General features: G+C 39.7%; 22 protein-coding genes. 8 read left to right on the forward strand and 14 right to left on the reverse strand.

Going from position 1 to position 23345, the window contains the following annotated elements:
* Positions 1 to 24 precede the first annotated feature (24 nt).
* On the forward strand, positions 25 to 1656 hold the full coding sequence (gene groL, locus AAG807_RS06390) for a chaperonin GroEL (RefSeq protein ID WP_341901717.1): 1632 nt from the start codon (positions 25 to 27) through the stop codon (positions 1654 to 1656).
* 82 nt (positions 1657 to 1738) lie between these two features.
* On the opposite strand, the gene AAG807_RS06395 is transcribed toward groL, so the two are convergent.
* Both AAG807_RS06395 and AAG807_RS06400 read right to left on the reverse strand, forming a co-directional pair.
* Positions 1739 to 3136 (reverse strand): hypothetical protein, encoded by a 1398-nt coding sequence (locus AAG807_RS06395; RefSeq protein ID WP_341901718.1) that lies wholly within the window; start codon positions 3134 to 3136, stop codon positions 1739 to 1741.
* Positions 3137 to 3348: 212 nt separating this feature from the next.
* A complete protein-coding gene (locus AAG807_RS06400; RefSeq protein ID WP_341901719.1) occupies positions 3349 to 4791 on the reverse strand; it encodes a hypothetical protein in 1443 nt (480 codons plus the stop codon).
* A gap of 82 nt (positions 4792 to 4873) precedes the next feature.
* Between AAG807_RS06400 and AAG807_RS06405 the strand changes: the two genes are divergently transcribed.
* Positions 4874 to 5197: a 2Fe-2S iron-sulfur cluster-binding protein gene (locus AAG807_RS06405; RefSeq protein ID WP_294860907.1), complete on the forward strand. Its 324-nt coding sequence runs from the start codon at positions 4874 to 4876 to the stop codon at positions 5195 to 5197.
* A 73-nt stretch (positions 5198 to 5270) separates the two neighbouring features.
* Here AAG807_RS06405 and AAG807_RS06410 read toward each other — a convergent pair whose 3' ends face one another.
* The 4 genes from AAG807_RS06410 to AAG807_RS06425 all read right to left on the reverse strand — a co-directional run bounded on the left by AAG807_RS06410 (position 5271) and on the right by AAG807_RS06425 (position 10064).
* On the reverse strand, positions 5271 to 6095 hold the full coding sequence (locus AAG807_RS06410) for a hypothetical protein (RefSeq protein WP_341901721.1): 825 nt from the start codon (positions 6093 to 6095) through the stop codon (positions 5271 to 5273).
* A complete protein-coding gene (locus AAG807_RS06415) occupies positions 6085 to 8340 on the reverse strand; it encodes a M48 family metallopeptidase (protein ID WP_341901723.1) in 2256 nt (751 codons plus the stop codon). Before AAG807_RS06415 ends, AAG807_RS06410 begins: the two co-directional genes overlap by 11 nt.
* Positions 8337 to 9113, reverse strand: coding sequence for an NAD(+) synthase (gene nadE / locus AAG807_RS06420; RefSeq protein ID WP_341901725.1), 777 nt, complete (start codon positions 9111 to 9113; stop codon positions 8337 to 8339). Before nadE ends, AAG807_RS06415 begins: the two co-directional genes overlap by 4 nt.
* Positions 9114 to 9194: 81 nt before the next feature.
* The gene (locus AAG807_RS06425; protein ID WP_341901727.1) at positions 9195 to 10064 is read right to left on the reverse strand and encodes an outer membrane beta-barrel protein; all 870 of its coding nucleotides are present in this window, start codon (positions 10062 to 10064) and stop codon (positions 9195 to 9197) included.
* 67 nt (positions 10065 to 10131) lie between these two features.
* Here AAG807_RS06425 and AAG807_RS06430 point away from each other — a divergent pair, with 67 nt between their 5' ends.
* On the forward strand, positions 10132 to 11157 hold the full coding sequence (locus AAG807_RS06430) for a hypothetical protein (RefSeq protein WP_341901729.1): 1026 nt from the start codon (positions 10132 to 10134) through the stop codon (positions 11155 to 11157).
* 89 nt (positions 11158 to 11246) lie between these two features.
* Positions 11247 to 11597, forward strand: coding sequence for a gliding motility protein GldC (gene gldC, locus AAG807_RS06435; protein ID WP_341901731.1), 351 nt, complete (start codon positions 11247 to 11249; stop codon positions 11595 to 11597).
* A gap of 116 nt (positions 11598 to 11713) precedes the next feature.
* On the opposite strand, the gene AAG807_RS06440 is transcribed toward gldC, so the two are convergent.
* Positions 11714 to 13834, reverse strand: a complete 2121-nt coding sequence (locus AAG807_RS06440) for a S46 family peptidase (protein WP_341901733.1) — start codon at positions 13832 to 13834, stop codon at positions 11714 to 11716.
* A 160-nt stretch (positions 13835 to 13994) separates the two neighbouring features.
* Here AAG807_RS06440 and AAG807_RS06445 point away from each other — a divergent pair, with 160 nt between their 5' ends.
* Positions 13995 to 14573 (forward strand): hypothetical protein, encoded by a 579-nt coding sequence (locus AAG807_RS06445; protein WP_341901735.1) that lies wholly within the window; start codon positions 13995 to 13997, stop codon positions 14571 to 14573.
* A 256-nt stretch (positions 14574 to 14829) separates the two neighbouring features.
* Here the strand turns inward: AAG807_RS06445 and coaE are convergent, their stop codons facing one another.
* The 7 genes from coaE to AAG807_RS06480 form a co-directional block, all read right to left on the reverse strand.
* Positions 14830 to 15405 carry a dephospho-CoA kinase gene (coaE, locus tag AAG807_RS06450; RefSeq protein ID WP_341901737.1) on the reverse strand — a complete coding sequence of 192 codons (576 nt, stop codon included), beginning with the start codon at positions 15403 to 15405 and terminating at the stop codon, positions 14830 to 14832.
* Positions 15406 to 15442: 37 nt separating this feature from the next.
* On the reverse strand, positions 15443 to 15826 hold the full coding sequence (locus tag AAG807_RS06455) for a DUF1987 domain-containing protein (RefSeq protein WP_341901739.1): 384 nt from the start codon (positions 15824 to 15826) through the stop codon (positions 15443 to 15445).
* 8 nt (positions 15827 to 15834) lie between these two features.
* Entirely contained in the window at positions 15835 to 16392 is a 558-nt protein-coding gene (locus AAG807_RS06460) for a SiaB family protein kinase (RefSeq protein WP_341901740.1), read from the reverse strand.
* 240 nt (positions 16393 to 16632) lie between these two features.
* Complete coding sequence (locus AAG807_RS06465; RefSeq protein ID WP_341901741.1) at positions 16633 to 17805, reverse strand: hypothetical protein; 1173 nt, start codon at positions 17803 to 17805, stop codon at positions 16633 to 16635.
* Positions 17806 to 17817: 12 nt separating this feature from the next.
* Entirely contained in the window at positions 17818 to 18741 is a 924-nt protein-coding gene (locus AAG807_RS06470) for a glycosyltransferase family 2 protein (protein WP_341901743.1), read from the reverse strand.
* 1 nt (position 18742) lies between these two features.
* Positions 18743 to 20002, reverse strand: coding sequence for a hypothetical protein (locus AAG807_RS06475; protein ID WP_341901744.1), 1260 nt, complete (start codon positions 20000 to 20002; stop codon positions 18743 to 18745).
* A 2-nt stretch (positions 20003 to 20004) separates the two neighbouring features.
* Positions 20005 to 20829: a hypothetical protein gene (locus AAG807_RS06480; RefSeq protein WP_341901745.1), complete on the reverse strand. Its 825-nt coding sequence runs from the start codon at positions 20827 to 20829 to the stop codon at positions 20005 to 20007.
* Positions 20830 to 21030: 201 nt separating this feature from the next.
* Here AAG807_RS06480 and AAG807_RS06485 point away from each other — a divergent pair, with 201 nt between their 5' ends.
* The 3 genes from AAG807_RS06485 (at position 21031) to AAG807_RS06495 (ending at position 23299) form a co-directional block, all read left to right on the forward strand.
* Positions 21031 to 21846, forward strand: coding sequence for a methyltransferase domain-containing protein (locus AAG807_RS06485; RefSeq protein WP_341901746.1), 816 nt, complete (start codon positions 21031 to 21033; stop codon positions 21844 to 21846).
* On the forward strand, positions 21843 to 22580 hold the full coding sequence (locus AAG807_RS06490) for a ZIP family metal transporter (RefSeq protein WP_341901748.1): 738 nt from the start codon (positions 21843 to 21845) through the stop codon (positions 22578 to 22580). The genes AAG807_RS06485 and AAG807_RS06490 overlap by 4 nt, the downstream gene beginning before the upstream one ends.
* 62 nt (positions 22581 to 22642) lie before the next feature.
* Complete coding sequence (locus AAG807_RS06495; RefSeq protein WP_341901749.1) at positions 22643 to 23299, forward strand: hypothetical protein; 657 nt, start codon at positions 22643 to 22645, stop codon at positions 23297 to 23299.
* Positions 23300 to 23345: the final 46 nt, after the last annotated feature.

The raw sequence follows: 23345 nt of genomic DNA on the forward strand, positions 1-23345 counted from the left end.
AAACAATCATTAAGTAAAAGGAAAATGGCAAAACAAATCTATTTTGATGTTGAAGCTCGTGAGAAGCTTAAAAGAGGTGTTGATTCATTGGCGAATGCCGTGAAAGTAACTCTTGGACCAAAAGGAAGAAACGTTGTAATCGGAAAAAAATTCGGAGCTCCACAAGTAACAAAAGATGGTGTTTCTGTAGCTAAGGAAATTGAATTGGCTGACCCTATCGAAAACATGGGGGCTCAGATGGTGAAAGAAGTAGCTTCAAAAACAGCAGATATTGCAGGAGACGGAACTACAACTGCAACCGTTCTGGCTCAAGCAATCATTACAGCGGGATTAAAGAACGTAGCTGCCGGTGCAAACCCGATGGACTTGAAAAGAGGAATCGACAAAGCAGTACTTTCTGTTGTCGCTGATTTGAAAAAAATGTCCAAAGAAGTTGGTTCTGATAACGACAAAATCAAGCAAATCGCAACTATTTCTGCTAACAATGATGAAACGATCGGTTCATTGATTGCTGAAGCAATGAAAGTAGTTGGTAACGATGGTGTAATCACTGTTGAAGAAGCAAAAGGAACGGAAACTGACGTAAAAACAGTAGAAGGAATGCAATTCGACCGCGGTTATTTATCTCCTTATTTTGTGACAAACACAGATAAGATGATTGCTGAAATGGAGCATCCTTTGATCTTGATCTACGACAAGAAGATCAGCAACATGAAGGAATTGCTTCCGATTTTGGAACCGGTTGTTCAAAATGGTAAATCATTGATCATTATCGCAGAAGATGTAGATGGTGAAGCATTAACTACACTGGTTGTAAACCGTTTACGTGGATCATTGAAAATTGCGGCTGTAAAAGCTCCGGGATTCGGTGACCGCAGAAAAGCTATGTTGGAAGACATCGCAATTTTGACAGGTGGACAAGTTATCACAGAAGAGCGTGGTTTGACATTGGAAACTGCAACTTTGGACATGTTGGGAACTGCTGAAAAAGTAGAGATCGACAAAGACAATACGACGATTATCAACGGTGCAGGAGAAAAAGAAAATATCCAGGCGCGTATCGGTCAGATCAAAGCACAAATGGAGTCTACCACTTCAGATTACGATCGTGAGAAATTGCAAGAGCGTTTAGCTAAATTGGCTGGTGGTGTCGCTGTTCTTTACATCGGAGCTCCTACGGAAGTTGAGATGAAAGAAAAGAAAGACCGTGTTGACGATGCTTTAGCTGCAACAAGAGCTGCCGTAGAAGAAGGAATTGTTCCGGGTGGAGGTGTTGCATTGATTCGTGCAATGGATGCATTAGAGACCTTGACAGGAATTAATGACGACGAAACAACAGGTATCGCAATTGTAAAACGTGCTATCGAAGAGCCGTTGCGTCAAATCATCGCGAATGCAGGTGGTGAAGGTGCAGTAGTTGTTCAGAAAGTTCGTGAAGGAAAAGGTGACTTCGGTTACAATGCCCGCACAGACCAATACCAAAACTTGTATGAAGCAGGTGTAATCGATCCGACTAAAGTGACTCGTATTGCAATAGAGAACGCAGCATCAATCGCAGCAATGCTATTGACTACAGAATGTGTCATTGCAGATGAGCCGGAAGTGGAAGGTGCACATTCACATGGTATGCCAGGTGGAATGCCGGGAATGATGTAATTTCGACAGATAAAAAAACAAACAAGTCGGGGCGAAAAATTTTTCGCCCCGACTTGTTTTATGAAATGTCTAATCTATTGAGTTACAAAGGCAGTTTAATAACCTCCAGCATATAATCCGGTTTTCCGTTTGTTGCTCTCCAATCATAATGGATCAGCATCAACTCATTCCCTACTTTACGGGACGTAACTCCTGATCCTGTATATAGATAATTCATTGCAGATTTTTTCAAAAGTGGTTCACCCAATTTATCCAATTCTTCTTTGGTGAGCTCATGATCCAAAGCATAATTCATATATTTTTCTCCGTCCAAATAACCAAGCATCCATGCCTGTACGTTACTGTGCAGATCTTTAAACGTTACCTCTCCACCTTCGTTCAAAATCACCAAACGATTTCTGATCGTTTTATCTTGTTTTGTTTTCGCAAAATCTCCCTGGATATAATAAACTATACCTCCATCTTTCATTTTATGACTCGAAGGAATTAAAGGTGCACCCGGAAATTTAAGTGAAACCACATCTGCAGGAAAGCTGATTTTATCTTCAGACCACTCACCATTTTTATAGCTCGAAGTAGAAGCAAAAAGAGCGAAACTATTTGATTTGGGAAGTTCCTCCGTCCAAATAGTATAAATATTACTTCCAAAGAACACATAACAATACCTCGTTTTATCGGATGTCTTGACAGGCACTTCCGTAATCATACTTTCTTCTTTTGATTCCAGGTCAAGTTCCCATAGCTGGTAAGTCCCTTGTACTTTGGTCTTCGGTTCATACTCACCTCCGACAGAACTTCCAACAAACACTCCGAAATTCACTTTATTCCCTTCCAATCCATTGATTTTAACTCTAACGTCAAACTGTTTAGCCGGACCGGTGATTTTATCGATAAAATGGAAGGAATCTTCTACTTTCTTTGTTTTTATATTTGCCTTAATCACACGAATAAACGAATTATAAACCCCTTTGGGAGTCTTTGCTCCTTTGTGTGAATTTTCAGATCGGGCAGCGTACCCAAGGATAAGAACCACATTTTCATCGTCTACAAATTCAATCACCCCGGAAGCTTTACTCAAAACATTTCCTACAGATTCCAGAGCTGGAAAAGAAAAGTCTATCAATTCATTAGGACTATTGCTATTCAATCTATATAAAGATAAATGTCCATTCCCATCATAATCGTACACCATGTTTTGTTTTACTGCATATCCTGAAATCGGATCAGATGTTCCATTTTTATAGGATGCCTGAGGTGTTTTATTTTCTTCCGGCTGTCCTACCGGCTTCCCATCCGAATTAAACTTGTAAAAATGTTCCTGTGTGACCAATTGGAATGAACCATCTTCCTGAATATAGATCTGATTCATACTAATATTATCGCGTTTCTCGAGAAGAATATCCGATAAATCGATTACGGAATTTTGGGCAAATAAAGCGCCAACCATTAAAATAAAGGTGCTGGTTAAAATTGTTTTCATGTTGATTGTTTTTTCGCAAATCTAACGATAAAATGAACCAAACAGACAACAAGTATCGTCTCACCTTTCAAAAGTTTGTAAATTTGAATCAATTATAGTTTCCGCCTCGGCGGAAGCTTTCCGATCCTCCTTCCCCCGACGATACTGCCGGGGATAGACAGGAACGACACTATATAGAGAGGTAGTCATTGCAAAATGTACTACCTCTTACTTCATAAGGAGATTTTTCCCGTCTTTAGAAACAATTTCTGGATTTTCTCCACATGCCCCGTCTCGACCAATTTATTCAATGTCTCCATGTGCAGATAGAAAATGGTATTTCCCACTTTTCTGAACTTTAAGGTTCGTTTATGCAGGGAAGTTGACGGAATCGATCCGGGCAAATCAGACAAGGGCTTCAACTCATCTGCTGGAAATTCCCGTAAACAAGGTAGACACAGTATTTCCGAGTCGGACAACACATAATCCTTGTTCAAATCCCATTTCAAGGTACTATTATCCCTTACTTCGAGCTTTGAATGCTCATCCATGATAAAAACCGAAGGATAATTCGGAACTTCCAGGCAAAATAACTTTTGACCATTCAGCCCATCAAAAATGCGCAGGTTAGGTGTTTGTGGTTTCACAAGCTTTAAATCGGGGGATGGAAAATGAATGACCGTTTCTTTGATATCGTAATCCGCATCCAATTGGAAACAACGTGCATGAAAGGTGAAATAATCTTCTTTTGCCTCCGTCCAGGTTAGCATCCATCCATTGTTCCCGGAAGTGAAACTAACTGACTCAGCTTTCAGTGGCGATTCGATCAAAGTCGAATATACTTTCTTTTGGGAAAAATCGGTTAGACTGATTGACCAAATATCGGCGTTCGCTTTACAGTAATCCACACTTTTATAATCACTTAGGGAAAGTGGTGGTGCATTTCGATCCTTGAAAGCAGTTTTGCTGATACTGAATAACAATTCTTGTTTTGAATTCATCCCGATACACTTGAAATCAAACAGATCCAGGACTTCCTTCTTCTTCCCGAAAGCGGGATTAAACACATCGATTAAAAGGTATTCGTATGAAACAGTATAATCCTTCAAATTCACAATGCTCAATCTCAAATAAGTGTTGATTCCTTTCGGCTTGAATAAATCGGGATGTGTATTTGCGGATATGGCATAATAGGTCTGATACAAGATAATTTTGCCTTCCAATGAAGTGATGATTCCCGCATCCACATGATTGGAATTATTCGAGTACTCGTCCCACACACTTTTTACTACGTGTTCCTGTTTCTCAAGCGGGATTGCTTTGTACTCGTTCTCCCTATCCGGGAACATCTGTTCTATGTGAATGATATTATCGGCAAGTGTATACCGGATATTGTTTTTCATGTCATAAGCGGTACAGCCGCTCATTTTCTGATCGGAATCAGCTTCTTGCGCCGTAATTTCCTGCACCAATTCCTTATTCAGAATTCCTTGATTGTTAAACTTGAACCGATAGTTTCCTTCTGTTAATTGAAAAGATCCATCTTCAAAAAGATAAGGACTTAATTGATAAGGGGATTTGTCTTTAAAGTACTCTGAATTTTCAACCCACTGGTTTGACTGAGCCGAAACCACAAAGCAAAAATGAACAAAGAAAAGGGATATCAGCAGTCGCATGAAAGGGGGATTTTATTTAATCAAATATAGTGTTTTCGGAATTATCACTTGGAATAGTTAGTACCTTTGCAAAAAAATCCCAATGGCTGATATTACAGTAACGATTATTGATAGAGAAGGGTTGGCACATGAATTGACTGCTCCCACAGACATGAACATGAATATCATGGAACTTTGCAAAGCTTACGAACTTCCGGTGAAAGGTGAATGTGGTGGAATGGCCATGTGTGCGACTTGTCAATGTTATTTGGAATCCGACACGCCATTGGATGAGCAAAGTGATGCGGAATTGGACATGCTCGACCAGGCTTTCTTTGTGAAGTCGAATAGCCGTTTGGGATGTCAGATTCACATTTCAGAGGAAATTGATGGGATTGTTTTGAGATTGGCTCCGGAAGCGGAGTAATTTTTGAAATCTCCACACTCAAATCTCAAACTCCAAACTTAATAGTGTGAGTTGGAGTGCGAGTATTGAGAGATTACAAAGTAAACGTCAATCCTGTTCCGAAACTGAAGATTCCGAGTTGTCTTCTCAAATTCACTTTCGACCACACTTCTCTTCCGGAAAACCAATATTCGGATTCATCCATTCGTCTGAATTTCTTCTTGCTGAATTGGATGGCATACTGGTAACGGAAACCGATGTGGAACAATACCCGTTTCGTAATCGGATAATTCATTCTGAAACCATACATGAAAACCATTCCGCGGAATTCCTCAGCACGTGAATCCAATAGTTTTTCTTTTAATTGGGATAGTTGGTTGGGATCTTGTGAATCCACTAATTCAACAGCTAAATTTCTATTTGGAAGCTGAATCAACGAATAACCAATTCCTATCTCACTGGCGAAACCACAAGGAATGCGGCTATCGTTCAATGAGATCAATACTTTCGGCATGAAAACACTTTCCCGAATGGGAAGATAAGCCACTTTTGCAGCTAGGTATTCCGAAATCATGTTTCCGCTGGTATCTTTAAAATTCCGTGTAATTTCATCTACTGACTGTAAATTCACCTTGTAAAAGCGCTGTGAAAATTCCACTCCAAACCCTACCGACTCAGAAATCGCGACATTCAAACTCGCTCGATAAGCCAGATCAAGCAAATTATACGAACTATTGAGTGTTCCATTCTTCGAAACATACCCTTTCCGTTCACCAAAAACATTCTGTAACAATGGAATTTGTCCTTGTCCATCCAATTCCAAAAAAATGCGGTGTTTGTAGTACCCGACTTCCTGGGCATTCGAAAACAAGCTGCCAACCAGAATCAAGCAAAAAAGGAATGCTTTCTTAATACTCATTTTTTGCTTGTTTTAATTGATGGAACATTCCATTCAACCGGGAACCGATATTGTGTTTCGATGCAGGCTCATTGACATAATAAGACCGGTCTAAGACCAATTCCCCTGTTTTCAAATCCAACACATAGAATTGCCAATCCGAATAATGACCTGAAAGGATCGCAATGGGAAAATAGACCAGTCCTACAGGAAGCAATACCGTAAACAAAGCCACATTTCCAAAATACAGATCAGGAGCATAGGTATGCTGGTATTCCAGAAACAATAATTTTTCTGTTCCGAATTTGGTTTTCACCCGATTCAGATCCACTACATCGAGCACAAAATAATCGTTCTCATAATCACTGATAGCGCGCGTCAAACTGCGTTGCAGCATCGAATAATTATTCCAATCCTCTGCTCCCAAAATTTCGAGGTTTTTGAGACTGAGGCTTTCCACATGAATATTCAGGTCGCTTGCGTTATCGTAAATCTCCTTGAAAACCAAATCCCTTGTTTTAAAGGTCTTGAATACATCTATCTCACTTGAATTGGTTGTTTCAAAAATTGCCGGCTGGAACAACAGAACGGAATCCATCTTCAAATGAATTTCTTCATCATACTTGAAGTACTCCAGATTCAACTGCTCTACGTCTGTCATGAGATTGAATTCATCTTTATCCTTATCAAGGACGCTTTTCTTATCGGAGAACTTCCTGAATGTTTTGGTAAAGCTGCTATCGCGGATAATATCCGAAATTCCATACATATAGAACTTAGTGGAATCAATCCCAAAATCTTCTGTCATTCCTTTGGACTGATTTTCAATTACGGCATACTTATCCCATTCTACGGCATGTAATTTTGATTTGGAGGAGGTATCTTGTTTCAATTCATGGAGATAAGCCAATGTCTGTGAGAAGGTCTTCGTTGAAAATTTACTCATCTCAAAATCATCGCTTTTAACCAACAGATGGATGGCTGTCTCATAACATTTCCGGGCGATCACATTCGTCGTATCCACATGATAGGAATCATAAATGATCCGCAATCCCATAGTCAGTTTCCCTGCCTTTGGAAGCACTGTAATAAACTGATTCAGGATGGAGATCTGCCCCTCGTAGTATTTCACCCTTTTCCTGTTCAACGAAGAAAACGAGGTATATAAAGCGGTTTCTTTCTTGATGGAAGCCTTCATGATATCCAACCAAGCCTGAGACTTATAGTTTCTAAGAAATTCAGATTCCGGATATTTCTTTTCGAGAATATAAATGGCATAAAGAGCTTCTACCGGTTCTTCGGAGTAAACTTTATTCAGGACATACTCAAATCGGGAAATATCCCGGATATAAAAGAACTGAAGGCTATCTTCATACAACAATTCTTTTTCCCAATCCTTAAATTTGGATACCTGATCTGTAACCTGTTCCTTTCTCTTAGCCAGATTCGGATGAGACATCAGGTAGTCGTTGTATTTGAATTTCGCTGAAATTTCGTTCCGCTTGAAACGGAAATACATTTCCGGGACGTACATTTCATCGGTGTTGAAATAAGCTGCGTCCAATTTCATTTCCTCAAATGGAAGATAAGAGTAGAGCAATACGTCAAAGGTCTTATTTATTTCACTCGATTTGTATCCGGCATCGTGAACCATCTTAACTGCCAAACGATCCGCTTCCAATTCATTTTCCCGTGAGTAATTACTCAGGAATCGTGCTTTTTCATTGTAGGAATAGAACTTTTCTTTGGTTGCGTATTCAAACAAATCCAGTACGTGGTGTTCCTGATAATGGATAATCTCGTGTGACAATACGAAAGCCAATTGAGCTTCCGAGGTAAGTTGCGCAATCAATCCGGTGGTTACGAAAACAATACCCTGTCTTGTGGAAAACGCATTCGCTTCAGTTGAATTGTAGACATAGAACCTCAATTTCCCTCTCAGATCTTCTTCTCCGGCAATCAGTCTGTCTCCTAAACCCTGAATATACTTGCTGATGGTATCTCCAAAAGTGACGTTTCCCGAATGCAGGATCTCATCTATGGAATAATTGATCTGTTCTACAAAAAACTCCCTTTTTCTGCCATTCAAGGATTTCAGGTCTTCCCTGTTGTCCTGCTTGATCTTTGAAAGGGTGGAATTTGAAAAATCTTTGGGTACAGCTCCCTTGCTGCAAAGAGGTTGGTATCGATTAAAATCGGTTTGTGCAACTGATTGAAGTAAAACAATGCAAGAGCATAAAAAAAGTAATGTCCGTTTGTTGATCATTTGATGCCTTCCGGAAGTAAACAAACTGGAATCGGTTCCATTTTGTGCTTATTTGCCCTATTTAATTTACGGTAAATTGCAAGAACTTCTTTCTGTCTCGGATTCAAGGTCTCTTCATTTCCACTGAAATCCATAGCCCATTCCAATTCGGGATAGGTTGCCCCCATCTGATCTTCATCGGAGCGACCGTCCTCCCACAAACCATCCGTTGGTTTTGCTATCAAAATGGATTCGACAATATTCAAGGATCCGGCCAATTCAAAAACTTCTGTCTTGGTCAGGTCAGCTATCGGGCTTATATCAACTCCTCCATCGCCGTATTTGGTAAAGAATCCCACTCCAAAATCTTCTATTTTATTTCCTGTACCTGCTACCAAAAGTCCATGTGTCTGACCCAAAGCATAGATGGTCGTCATCCGTAAGCGCGCTCTGGAATTCGCCATTGCCAAGTGATTTCCCACTGTTTGTGCCGGAAGTGTTTTCTCGAGTTGATGAAACGTATCCGTCAGGTCAATTGTATGGGCTTCTACATTTGGAAAATGAGTCATTAACCAATCGATGTGTTCTGTTGCTCTTGCAAACTCCGCTTTTGTTTGGCGGATTGGCATATTCAAAACAAGTACCTGCAGTCCGGTCTTTGCGCAAAGAGTTGAAGTGACAGCACTGTCTACCCCACCGGATATTCCAATAACAAACCCGTTAACTCCTGCATTCAATGCATATTGCTTCAACCAATTTGATATATAATCGATTACTTGTAGTTCTTTTTCCATAAATCTCGATAGTAAAAATAAAAAAAAATCCCGTCTCGGCTTAGCCAAAACGGGATTTATAAGAAGGATTTCCGTATTTATTTAGAACAGAATACCGATTTTCAAACAAAACTGAGTTTGAGTCGTTTTCAAACCGAAATAATCGCTTGATCCAGGAGCACCCGGATTTCTATTGAATAATGTTTTATTTTTTCCACTTCCTTCAATATTAATTGGAGTCAATCCGTAGTAAAACCCTAATTCAGCAAACAACATCGTGTTTCCTGTAAAGTTCCACTGTGCACCACCTGCCAAACCTAATGAGCAACGGATAATGCTTACATCGTTTCCATAAGGAGTTTTCATCCCTTCCATTTCTGAAGTTGTTGAAGGGTAAATTGACGATCCTAATTCAATCGCGTCAATAGCTGTCCCATCTGCTCCGTTTCCGAAGATATTCCCTTGATCTGTTTTAGTAGATTTCACCAGGAAACTTGTTCTTGCTCCGAATTTTCCGTAGTAACGGAAATCACCCAAAGCATTTGTACGGAACATCAACATGGTTGGGATCGTTGCATAAATGTTCTTGTACTTTCTACCTGTCAATTGGAATACTTTATCTGTATTGGGATCTTTTACGTCCTCCTCCTGAATGATTGTTTTATCATTGTAATAGTAGTACGTATTTCCATTGATTGCATTCACTGCTATTTTATAGGATTCAAAATCAAATTCCAAACCTGTAGCAAAACCGATGTTGTCATTGAAATTGAAATTGATATTCAATCCAAATGCGTTTTGAACACCAACACCATCTTTCTCGATAACGTTTGTTCCCGGTTTAGTGAAGTTTAAACCCAATTGATAAGCAAGACCCATGTTCACTTTTTTATCTGAACTAGCGGGTTTGTCTTGAGCGAAAGTTAAAGCTGAAACACTTACAGCCAAACATGTTACTATTAATCTTTTCATAAGTTATATAAAAGTCAGCCAAATATAGTTTCTTTCATTGAGACTAGAATGATTATTTTTGACCAATATGAAATTTACACGAAAAATCGGATTGCTTCCTTTATTAGCTTCGGGATTGCTTGTGATACAATCCTGTTCCAATGATGCGTTAAACGTAGACATTTCAAGCAGTAAGTACCAATTGGAGAGCATTCAACTGGACAGTATCCTCAAGCACACTCCTGACGAACAATTAGGTTCCGAACTCTTTGAATTATCTCAGGAAATTCCTGAAATCATTGATTATCAATTCTATTATTGTTACAAGACCGGCTTACCGAAAGACACTGCTTTTCAGGCGAATTGGTCAGATTTTACACGCAATCCTTATTATAAGCGGTTATCCCTGCGAATTGATCAAAAATTTACCAAACTGGCAGATTCCAAGAAACTGATCGCTGATGGTTTCAAACGCATTCAGGTTCACTTACCCAAAGCCAAACTGCCAAAAAAATTGGTTTTTATGAATTCTTTTTTCTCTTCAAGTATGTACTGTACAGAATCCGAAATTGGAATCGGGCTGGAACGCTATTTGGGAGCCAGGACGGATGTTATCAAAGAACTTCCGGGTGATGTTTTCTATGAATGGATCAAGAAAGCAATGGAACCTGAATATCTTGAACGCGATGCCATTTGCTCCTGGGTCCTGACTCATATCTGCGAACCGGGAAAAGACATGAATAACATAGAAGCCATGATTCAATGGGGAAAAATCCTGTACATCACAAGAGCAGCTTTACCCGAACAGGAAGAACGCATCTTACTGAGATATAATCCCGCTGATTACGACTGGGCATTGAAAAATGAACGTGCTTTTTGGGAGCACCTGGTAAAACAGAACATGTTGTTTGTCAAAAGCGAAACCGATCAGGCAGGATTCTTACAGGAAGGTCCTTTCACTTCCGGGTTTTCTCAAAAAGGAGCCGATCGTCTGGGACAATTTTTGGGATACCGCATTGTTTGTAGCTACATGGAACAATATGATGTAACTTTGCAGCAATTGATCGACAAACCATACAACGAATTATTATCAGAATACGAAATCGACGATTAGCGATCAGTTAAAGGTTGTATAAACTTCGGTTTAAGATGCAACTTTGCACGCTAATGACTAATTTTGCAAACATTCGTAACACAAGAAAAATGGAAGAAGAAATCGTACGCAAACAATCTTCAATAAAAGTACAAATTGGGCTTAACGCAAACAACTTACCTTTAGAAATGCATTGGACCGCAGATGATGGCGGAATTACAAATGCCCCGGCAAAAGCAATGATGCTTTCATTGTGGAATCCGGAAGATAACAACACCATGAAAATCGACCTTTGGACGAAAGACATGTCGATTGAGGAAATGAAACAATTCTTTCATCAAACCTTGCTCACAATGGCGGACACGTTTGAAAAAGCAACGGGAGAAAACCTGATCGCTGAGGATTTGAGAGATTACTGCTTTCATTTTGCAGAGAAGATGGATATTATGCCTGAGAAATGATTCAGGATTGAAATTAAAAACAAAGGGCGTACCGGATATCCGGTACGCCCTTTGTTTTTTTTGTATGATTGTAGGCATGCGAAGCATCGCGTGCCTACAAATTTTATATCAATCCGTTATTTAACCAATACCATTTCGTCGACCAGATTTTTCGCGCCACAGTACACATCCATTACCCACATCACATAGCGGATATCTACAACGATGTTCCTACAACGGTTCGGATCGAAATAAAAATCACTCATGGTGCTTTCCCAACTTCTATCGAAATTCAATCCCATCAGATTCCCGTTTGCATCCAATACCGGAGAACCTGAATTTCCACCTGTCGTGTGATTCGAACCTGTAAAGCAAACCCACAACTCTCCATTCTGAGCGTAATTGCCGTATTTCTTGTCTTTATACAATTCTATCATTTTAGGATCCAGATCGAAATCAGGATTGCCTGTATTGTACTTATCGATCATTCCTTTCAATGTCGTATGCTCTGTATAAGCCATTCCATCAACCGGTGCAGAACCTTCCAATAAACCGTACGTCACACGCAAAGTTGAATTCGCATCCGGCCAGTTTTTTCCATCAGGGAACATTTTTAATTTTCCTTCTACAAAATCCTTCAGTAAGGCATCCATCTCCAGGTTGTAATCATTAGAGCCTGCTGCAATTTCGTTGCGCATGACGTTGAAGCTTTCCACAAACAATTTGTATCCGGGATCTTTCGCCAACTTCGCAAATGATTTTTCAGTCAATTTGTTGAGAAAAGCCACATATTTTTCCTTGTTTACAAAAATCGATTTGGAATAGATCGCTTCCGAAAGTTTGGAAGTAGCCAAGGAAGGAACCACAAAACGCTTATCCAAATAATTTTTGAAGGTCGGTGTAAGTACATCGAAAATTCCCTTGTCGACGGCTATGTCGTAATTTTTGAAGAACCCATCTGCTCCTTTTATCATGGCTTTAACCTTCGCGTCCAATTCATTATTCGTGCGGTATTTGCCATAATTCCGTTCCAAATCTTCCATTCCTCTTGCCAAACGGAAATACTCAGGTCCAACAAACAAGTATTCTACAAAAAGTGTATAGTTGAATTCATACACCCCTTTTTCATCCACCAATTTATTCATGCGGTCGATCAAAGGAGCATACCTACTCCATTCTTCTTTTGAATTCGCTTTTGCAATATACTCCGCTTCAAACTTCTTTTTTAATGAAACGGCATCCAATTGTTTCAAACCGTCAATTTGACCGATGTATTTCTTCCAGGCATTTGCAATCCGCGCTTGTTTTGCCATATACTGGATTCGTGTCAAATCAGACTTCGTCATCGCTTCATTGATCACCGCTAAACTTTTCGTACGCATGTCAATTTCCATCGGACGTTGCTTCTCAATGTAGTATTTCAGGTTTCCTGAAGTCAAATGCTGTTCTGTTTGACCTGGAAATCCATAAACCATGGTGAAATCGCCTTTTTTACGGTCATTGAATGCAATTTTCAAATGTTTGATCGGTGTGTATGGAACATTTTCCGCGTTGTAGTCTGCAGGTTTGTTATCCTTTCCGGCGTAAATGCGGAACACCGAAAAATCTCCCGTATGTCTTGGCCAAACCCAGTTATCCGTGTCGCCACCAAACTTTCCGATCGAACTTGGAGGAGCACCAACCAAGCGCACGTCTGTAAATACTTCTTTTACCATTAAGTAAAAACTATTTCCATAATCAAAAGCCTGAACATCTCCCTGATAATGCGTTCCTCTTGTTGCATCCTCAATCAATTTCTTCATGTTTCTTTTCAAAACCTCGCCGATCTTATTTCCATCTTCCAATCCCTGGATTCCAAACATCATTGCTTCAGTTACATCTTCGATTCGAACGATACGTGTTGCTGTAAGTCCTGCATTTGGAAGCTCATCACTAAATTGCTTTGCCCAAAAACCGTTTTTCAGGTAATCGTGCTCTGTAGATGAATGTCTTTGAACGGCATCCAAACCACAGTGATGATTGGTCAATAACAATCCCTTTTCTGAAACTAACTCCGCAGTACATCCACCACCAAAATGCATGATCGCATCTTTCAGGGAAGCATTATTCACCGAATAGATATCTGCTGCTGAAAGTTTCATTCCTTTTGCCTTCATGTCGGACTCAAAAGCCTGAAGCAAAGATGGAATAAGCATCCCCTCTTCGGCATGAAGGGCATAGCCTAGAAACACAATAAAACCAACCAAAACATTTTTCATACGTACAATTTTGCCCAAATATACCAATACGCTGCTAAAACAAGTTGTTAGATTCATCTCTTTTTCCCATTTTTGCTCTGTGGAATTTATCAGTTTAATCTTTCGACTGGGTGTCATTTTAGCGATCTTCAGTTTTATTTGGGGAATTTTAAAATTCGGGGTGGTACTTCTCCGAGGCGGAATCCCCCTGTCATACCCACTGGGGTTGGCTTTTAAAACCGTTCAATACCTGCTTATTGCAGATGTTGCCATTCTTTTTTGCACAAATAATCCCAACGGGAATTTGTCTACTTCCATCACAACGGGACTCATTTTACTGATGTATTTTATCGGGAAAGTTCAAAACATGCAATTCAGAGCCATGATGTCGATTCAAATTCAAGGAAGGAACCTGGCAGAAAAGCAAGGACCCAAACCTAAAATGGGAATCGAATTTGGGATTGTTGCTTTGGCAATGGCGGTATTCTGTTTTTTGCTTTGGAAACCTGAATTTAGAGAAAATGCAATTTCCATTTGGTTTTATACCAATATCATGGATATTGAAAACACTCCCATTTTTGGCTTCATCTTTAAAATCGTCGGTTTCTTCTTCACTATCGGAATGTTGCTTCGCATGTTCAATGCCTTAAGCGTCATTTTCTCAGGACAGGCTTTTGGAAAGAAAGGGATTGATGATGATAAGCCAAGCAAAAACGATCGCTCTGACAATCACTTCGACGATTACGAAGAGGTGGAATAGATCATTTTCTACCGGAGATTACGCAAAATTAATAACCACCAAATAATGAGGTGGTGAATTTATGCTAATCAACCTCCATCCAACGCAGAACTCTTTTTTTCGATAAACCGCAAAGGAAATAAGAGCGCTGAGGATATAAATAAAACTTTGCGTACTTCTTAGCGGCTCAATTACTACCCTGAATTTTCATAGCGAAGAACGCAGAGGAAGAGTAAACTAATCAGTTGATAAAAAATCGTCTAAACTCCGGAGCAAGTTATATTTTTCTCAATAAATCCAGAATTTGCGGAACTAGCAATTGATTCCCATCATTGGAGATGATGTAATCGGTCAATTTCATTTTTTCTTCTTCGGATAATTGTGCGTTGAATCTTGATTGAACTTGTTCATCTGTCAACTGATCCCGCTCTTTAACTCGCTGCATGCGCACTTTTTCAGGGGCAGTTACTAAAATGATTCCATCAAAGGTTTTATAGTTTCCCGTTTCAAATAACAAAGCTGATTCCTGAAATACGATGGGTGATTTTTGGTTTTTTATCCAATTTTGAAAATCTGCCCTCACCGCCGGGTGCACCAAATTATTCATCGCTATTCGTTTAGAATCATCTTGAAAAATACGGTTTGCAATGTAAGGGCGATTCAAGGTTGAATTTGTGTAGGCTTCTTCTCCGAACAAGTTTTTCAAACCGGCGACAATCGACTGGTCTTCAGTCATGAGATCTTTTGCCCGCTGATCGGATGAGTATACAGGATAGCCCATCAATTGTAAAATTTTAGACACAATTGACTTTCCTGAACCAATTCCTCCTGTAATTCCTATTGTTTTTGACATAAAAAAAATCCCTTCGGCTAAGCCGAAGGGATTTGAATTAAATTTCTTCTACTTCAATGATATTGAAGGGCAAACTGATGATTGCCTGGTAATCCTGACCAGCTTCCTCCATATCCTCATCATCTTCTTCAAAGAACCAGTTCACGACAACTTTTGTTTTAGAACCGGAAATAGCTTCCAATTTCTTAAACAAGTCCAAAATGCACTTGGAAGAAGAGGTGTTAAAATATTCTAGCTTCACATCCACAGATGTTTCTCCGATCGGATCCTTTCCATAGGCATCGATCCAATCATTCAAGGGTTTGTAAAATTCCACTGAGTTTTCAGGAATAGAACGACCTTTCAACTCAAGTTTTCCAGTAGTGGCATCAAAATGGATCGAAGGTGTTTTTGCTGATCCTTCTAGGTGTAAATTTTCCATATTCTTATTTAATCGATTTTTATATTCAAACAGAAAAAACTATTTACATCATTTATTGGTAAAAACTGATATTCCAGTTTGTTTCCTGATTTTCTTGCAATATCAATCATTCCAAGACCTGCTGTTCCCTTCTCCGATAAGGTTCCGTTACTAAGCACTTCCTGGTAATACTTTTTCAATTCTTCCTTGTCCATTCCATTGATGGTATCCAAACGCTTTTCCAAATCAACTGCGCTTTCCTTATCAATGTAATTCCCAGTTCTAATGACAAAATGGTCGTCGTTCTTGGCAATCATAAACAACGCTGATTTTACCTCAATTCGTGTAATATTTCGGTCTTGATCTTCGTTGGAATCTATGTGATGATACAAATTTTGTAAACATTCAACCAAAACATTGAAAACTTTCTTCTTCAATTTTGGAGACTCGTCCATGTAATCCATCTTGGACTCCATGATTGAAAGAACAGACGATAATAATTCCGAAGTAACTACACCTTTAAATGATAACAAGATGTTTTCTCGTTCCATTGTTTGGTATAGTTCGTAGATATCGTTTTTTATCATTGCTAGTTTTCGAAGTGCAACAAATATAATAATCCTATCGAACTAAATTCGCTATTCGACGGAAAAAATGAGCAGATGGTAGAATTTTTCGTGAGATTTCATCAGCTGGGTACTTCACCAACTTCCAGCTCTAAAATCCCTGTTGTTGTTCCCCATCCTGAAAGGAAGGGTTTATAAGGATTTTTAAGCAAAACGGTTCTTAAAAGACGTGGCTCAGCGTGGTTGATTGGTGACCGGAAACTAATTTCTAAAATCAACAATCCATGGGGTTTTGGAAGTGGTTGGATTGATATACAATGCGTCTTCTGCCACCAACTCTACATCTATAGCTGCAAACCTCGGATCCCATTCGATAATCTGATCAATTCCATCTTTAACTTGTTGGATCAATTTCTCTCTTTCAGCCAACGAAACTTGTGGCTTCACCAATAAGAAACGTACCTGAGTGAGCAGATCTGTTTTCAAAGATAATTGTATCTGGAAACGGTCGATTCCTTGTAGCAAAGGTTCGAAATCATGCAAAAAATAAGCGCTTTCATGAAGTGAAAAGGACTTTTGTTCCCGCTCTTTCAGCAGCAATACTTCCCGGTCGTTTTCCACCACAACTTTACCAATATCTCCCATACGGTAGCGAAACAAAGGAAAACGTTTACGGATCAGGTTAGTTACGACAATTTCACCGTACCCTTCCGAATCCGGATTGAAAATCTCAACAACTACTTCTTTCAGAAAATGAAACGCACGGGGGTTTTTAGAGTAATGTGCCCAGGCCCAAATGCCCGTTTCGGTTGAACCATACATCGAATAAATGGCTTTGGGCTGAAATACTTCAGAAAGAATTTCCTGTTGTGAAGGAAGCAAGAACTCCCCTGCAAACAAAACACTGTCAAAGAGACACGAAATTCCTTCTTTTTGCAGAAATCTGGCAAATAAGACCAATTTGGAAGGCGTTCCCATTAATGTATTGGGCTGAAAATCGGCACATACTGCTGCCATGGTCTCGTAAGTCGAAGTTGCACTCAAAGCCAGAGTAGTTGCCGAACATCTGTCTAAAATATCATCCATAATAGATGCTGTACGATACATATCCCCATAGCTAAATACGTTCAATGCAATCGTACTTGAGGAGAAAACACCATTTGCAACCAATTCATTGGCCAACAATTGACGCTGAGCCAAATTTTCCTGTATATCTACCGGAAACACCAAAGGTTTTTGCGTAGATCCACCGGATCTCACGAGATAAACTCCTTTTTCTTCCTGTAAATTGAATTTAGAGACCAGCGTTTCCCGCAATACTTGTTTATCTAGCACCGATGCTAGTGAAAAATCTTCCGTTTTGCTATAATAATCGCTCCACAAAGCGGACATTCTGACGTGTTGAAAATGCTCCTTTAAACCTATTATATCCATAGTTACATTCTTTTAATTGATTTTGCTCAGGATGAGATAATACAATTGGCGTGGAAACAAAGCGGCATAGCGAATTATAAAGCGGATTTTCTGCTTCAGGGAACTCAAATTTCCGAACGAATGTGCGATCCATCGTGCGCCTACAACTCCCATGAGCAATTTATCGTAGCGATCACGGCTCTTTTTATAACGAACCAAAACCGGTGGAAGCGTCAGTTCCCTGAAGCTGTGGTATTTTTTCCTGGATAAACTTCCATCTACTTCCCGCACATGCAAATAATTCCCCATAAGCATTCCAACTTTCGGATTCGGAGCACTCAACACTTCCTTCAGGACTCTATACCAAAAATCAATTCCTTCGTAAAAACGCGCGTTTTCGTCAAACTGAACGCCCTCCATCCACTTTCGTTTGGCGACTACATTGCTCCCCACTCCCATTACAAAATGACGAGAAGTAACTGTTTTTAACGGATTTTTCATGAGATAAGCATTTGTTTCCACCTCCTGAAGACCGGGCACTATTTTTCTGAAATTCGGGTAACAAATTCCGCTTGGAAACAATTGAATTCCAAGCACCAGAAAATCCATTCCATGACCTTCCATCAATTGGGTTGTCCGTCGGATAAATTCCGGAGCATATAAATCATCCGCATCAATAAAACTAATGATGTCTCCGCTTGTCTTAGAAAAACCGAGATTGCGGGCATAACTCACTCCGCGATTTTCTTCCAATACCACAATTTCGACCTGTACCGTTTTGAATCTTTCGGGGACCTCTTGAAAAAAACGCTTCACCAATTCCAAACTTCCGTCTGTACTTTTGTCATCTACGATGATCAGTTCTGAAGGCAATACCGTTTGGTCAACAATGGATTGCAGCGTCTCACAAACGTATGGCGCCTTGTTATGTAGGGGAATGACGATAGAAAAGGTCATATTACCCGTTTTTTTCAACCACACAAGGCAAAAAGACTCCACGTCCCTCATGCATATTGATCACTTTTTCAGTTGATCCGCGAAAGATTCCCGGACCATAAGACCATCCATCCTTACACAGTAAAAGCCCCACTACATTGATTGGTTCGTTTTTTCCTTCAGAGTAAAAGTCAAAGTATTTCTGATCGACATAATCCTGTACCATGTACTTCGACCATTCACAGGTCACAATCCGGCTCCAGAGTTCCGGATCACAATCATCCTTGACATACATCCCGATCCCTCTTCCTCCACTATTGTTTTTCAGTACCCGGTTCTTTGTTGAGTCTATTAGTTCATTCCGTTTCTCTTCGGTGTCAGGGATAAATGACGGAATCAAAAAACGGCTTAAAAAAGCATAATCCGTCTCCGAAAGATAATCCCTCATGATTTGCTTATTGCACAACACAGCTAAAACACGTTTATCGTGAACCAAAATCAATGAACGAACATCATTCGTACATTTACCCGATGCGATCAAGCTTTCCAACACAGAAAGATGAATCTGTTTTAATTCTTCACGGTCCATTTCCAGAATAAACTGCTGAGCCTCAGCTTCTCCTACAAACATGCGCTTTTCTTTCAGGTATAGATCAGAGGAACTGATGGATTCTGCCCGGATATTCCGCTTTTCCAGTTCGCGAAACAGGTAATTGACTTCGGTTCCTTTTTCCTGATCATGGATCCAAAACAAAGGTTCCGAGGGATTCAAAGTCCTTACGTAATCATCCAGGAAATCATTTAACCCGAATACCTCCGACCAATTATCAAAATCTGGTTGAACGAGTTTTGCAATGACCTCATTCAGGTAATAACTGAACATCCAGCCATTGAACGGATACCGACAGCCGATTTCACAGATTTTCTTTTGTCCTGTGAAATCAATGACAAAATCCGGGCGATACATCCCGACTTGATAAGGATACGGATGAGCCATCTTTAAAATAGCTTCCAACTCCGTATCCAATTGATAAATATCCCGAATGCGTTCGTCTGAAAAATAATGCTGAACGATCTGAATGAAAGCCCGGTTCAAGACTTCAGACAAGTGCTGAAATTCGCTCAAATCGCCTTCGTTTATCAAAACAGGCAAATTGGAAACACTGTAGGATAACTCTCCTAAAAATTGCTTTAGCTGAAAATTTACCTGATCCTGATCCAATCCATTCATAGCAAGTTCAATACCACGCCCTTGCCATTCTGCCGGTTCTGTCTTGTTCACTATCATTGCATCATTGCCCCCGAACGCACCAATTGATTATTCAAGGTACTCATCACTTCCGCTTTTAAAGTCAGATAAGTCGTGATGATTTCCTTCAGATCGTAGTCTTCGACAGACAATCCGGTTGCTTTCGCAAAGGAATAAACCGCATCTACCGCATGGAAGAAGTGATTCTTCTCAGTTGGTCCGCAATGTACTGCAATCCACGCCAGGGAAAGCTGAATATCCTGCTCCGATAAATCGCTGTTTGTTTTCAACCAATTTTCAAAAAGCGGTAAGATGAACTCCACTTCTCCGTGTGTGTATATTTCGTGCACCAAAGTAGTCAGCAAACCAATCATGATATCTTTATTGCGTAAGGAGTTTTTGTCCTTCCATGCCTTAAACTCTTTTGCCTCCGTACACAAGTAACGATGTGACAACCAACTGTCATCTCCACTGATATTCGTTGCCATACGATAAAACAAAATAGAATGTAAAATCTGACCAACTACCGCCAAATCTTCATCAACAATGCGATTCAGACTGGCAACCGATTTAAACAAATCATGTTCACTTAGTACCTCTTGATTTTCATGAACCATCATCGTGATACGATTACTCAATCCGGCAACGGTTACTGCACTGTTGTTCGTCTGACTCCAGCTATGAAAAAATGATCTCAGTGTTTCAGGATCCTGTTTAACCGCTGTCAGGGCTTGAAACGTATTTTCAATAATTGAAAATTTTTCTTCCTGCAACGGAAAATAGGCTAAAAGTTGTTGTTTAATGTGTGACTCTTTCATGTCAGAGATCACCGGCATTACAATTGCGCTTAGTTTCTTCATAGATAGTGATTTTTTTGTGAATAGCTTAATTCTGAGTTTTAACCCACAAACAAAAAAATAACGATCCAGTTGGATGGATCCGAAGAATCAACTTATTTCAGTGAGTGGAGGTTAAACATTCAAAACCTGTTTAACAAAAATAGATTAATTCTGAAATCTCGCAATACCGCGAAATAAAAATTCGTCCTAATTCGTCGTAAAATGCCATTATTTCCAAAGGAATTTGGAGTCATTCTTAAAAACGTTTGGCAAAAAAGAATTACTTTTGCAACAATGATGCATTTAGATAAGCAAAAAGAATGGTTTTCCACTTGGTTCGATTCCCCGTTCTATCATGTATTGTATGATGAACGAAACGATCAGGAAGCTAATGAGTTCCTAAACAACTTGGTGGCATTACTAAATCCGGAGCCAGGATCTGGTGCTTTGGATCTGGCGTGTGGTGCGGGAAGGCATTCCAGAGCTCTCGCTTCCCATGGATTGAAAGTTTCGGGTTGTGACCTGTCACCGAATAGTATTGAGGAAGCCAAAAAACATTCTGATCCGGACCTTATCTTTTTTGTACATGACATGCGTGAAAAATTGGATGAGAACTATCAATACGTTTTCAATCTGTTTACGAGTTTCGGGTATTTCGAAGATGTCTGCGAAAATGCGAAGGTTCTGAAAAGTGTCTACGATGCATTGATTGAACCTGGAATTCTGGTAATCGATTTCATGAATGCACATAAAGTGGTTCGCGATTTGCGTTCCCGCCAGGAAATTAAAAAATGTGATATCCTATTTCACATCAAGAAAGAAGTGGTGAATGGTCGGATCATCAAGACCATCGCTTTTGAATACCAAGGAGAATCCTATTTCTTTCAAGAAAAAGTCCAGGCATTGGAACTGGGTGATTTTGAGAAATTACTATCCGAAGCAAACTTTGAAATTCAGCAATTGGCTGGGAATTACAAGTTGGAAACATTTGATTTGGAGCAATCTGATCGCTTAATCCTTATCTGCAAAAAGAAATGAACGAGTCAATTGCAACCATTTTCTTTTTGATCCTATCTGTCGTAATAGGCGGTGTTCTGGTCGTGTTCCTTGAAAAGAAGAATCAGGCAACATTTATTAAATTGTCACTGGCATTCAGTGGTGGTTTTCTTTTGGCTATTGCCTTCATTCATTTTTTACCGGAATTATACGCAGAGCAACACACTTCTATCGGGGTTTGGGTTCTGGTTGGTTTCCTGGTCCAATTATTCCTGGAATATTTTTCCGGTGGAATCGAACACGGACACATCCATGCGCATGCAAACAAGAAGATTCCTTATGGCATGTTGATCTCTTTAAGCATCCACTCATTTATAGAAGGAATTCCCTTGGCAAACAATACCATACATGGTCATGATCACGATCATCTGATCGGACAGCACCACAATTCACTTTTACTGGGAATTATCCTGCATCAACTTCCGGTTGCCATTGCGCTGATGACTTTATTGAGGCAATCACTCATTAAATCAAGCACATCCTGGATTCTACTGATCGTGTTCGGTTTAATGACACCACTCGGATTGATTTTCGGTAAACTCATCCCGATGGATTCATCGATTCCATTCATGGATATCCTACTCGCATTGGTTGTCGGAATGTTCCTGCATATTTCCACCACCATTATTTTCGAAACAAATGAAAACCATCGTTTCAATCTCGCAAAATTGACTGCGATATTATTGGGAGTCGGTTTAAGTGTCGGACTTATATAAAAGTTCAAAGGGTTACATTTGAACGAACCATATATTTTTTAATTTTACCAAAAAATCAACTCATGAAGATTCTCTTCTCTCTTGTACTAATCATCTGTGGCATTACGCTATTCACTTTTAAATCTTTTGAATCAAGCTTATTGGACAGCGGTTTTTCCTGGACCATGTCGAAATTATTGCCTTACCTGACTCTTGCAATCGGCGGAATCTTGTTGGTTTATTCTTTCATTAAAGGATTTAAGATCAAATCACGCATTGTGAAATTGGTTGTCGGGTTGGTTTTATTTGCCACTCCATTTGCAGTCGGGTTTGTTTTACATCCGATCTACCAGGGAGATTTTAGTTCGGAAGGAACAGAAGTAAAAGAAAGCACTGTAAAAGTGGATGAAAAGTATGACTTGTTAATTGTTACCATTCCAAATTGTCCTTATTGTTTGGAATCTATCACTCGCTTAAAATTGATCAAAAAGCGCAATCCCAACATCAAAATGCTCTTTTCAGTTTGTGCGGAAGAAGAACAAAGATTGAGTTTATATCGCGAATTGATTGCAGGTGATTTTGATATCGCATTGGCAAAAGACATCGAAGCTTCTGTGAAATTGGCAGAAGGTCATTTCCCTACATTCGTAAAGTTAAAAAAGGGACTTCCTACTTATAAATGGTCGAACGACCAATTCGGAGCTGGAGCGATTGATGAATTGGAAGGAGATCTAAAATAAATTGAATCCCGATAATTATCAGGATGAGCATGCAGAAGTGAAAAGG

The sequence above is a fragment of the Fluviicola taffensis DSM 16823 genome (assembly GCF_943372375.1).
GTDB lineage: Bacteria > Bacteroidota > Bacteroidia > Flavobacteriales_D > Crocinitomicaceae > Fluviicola > Fluviicola taffensis_A.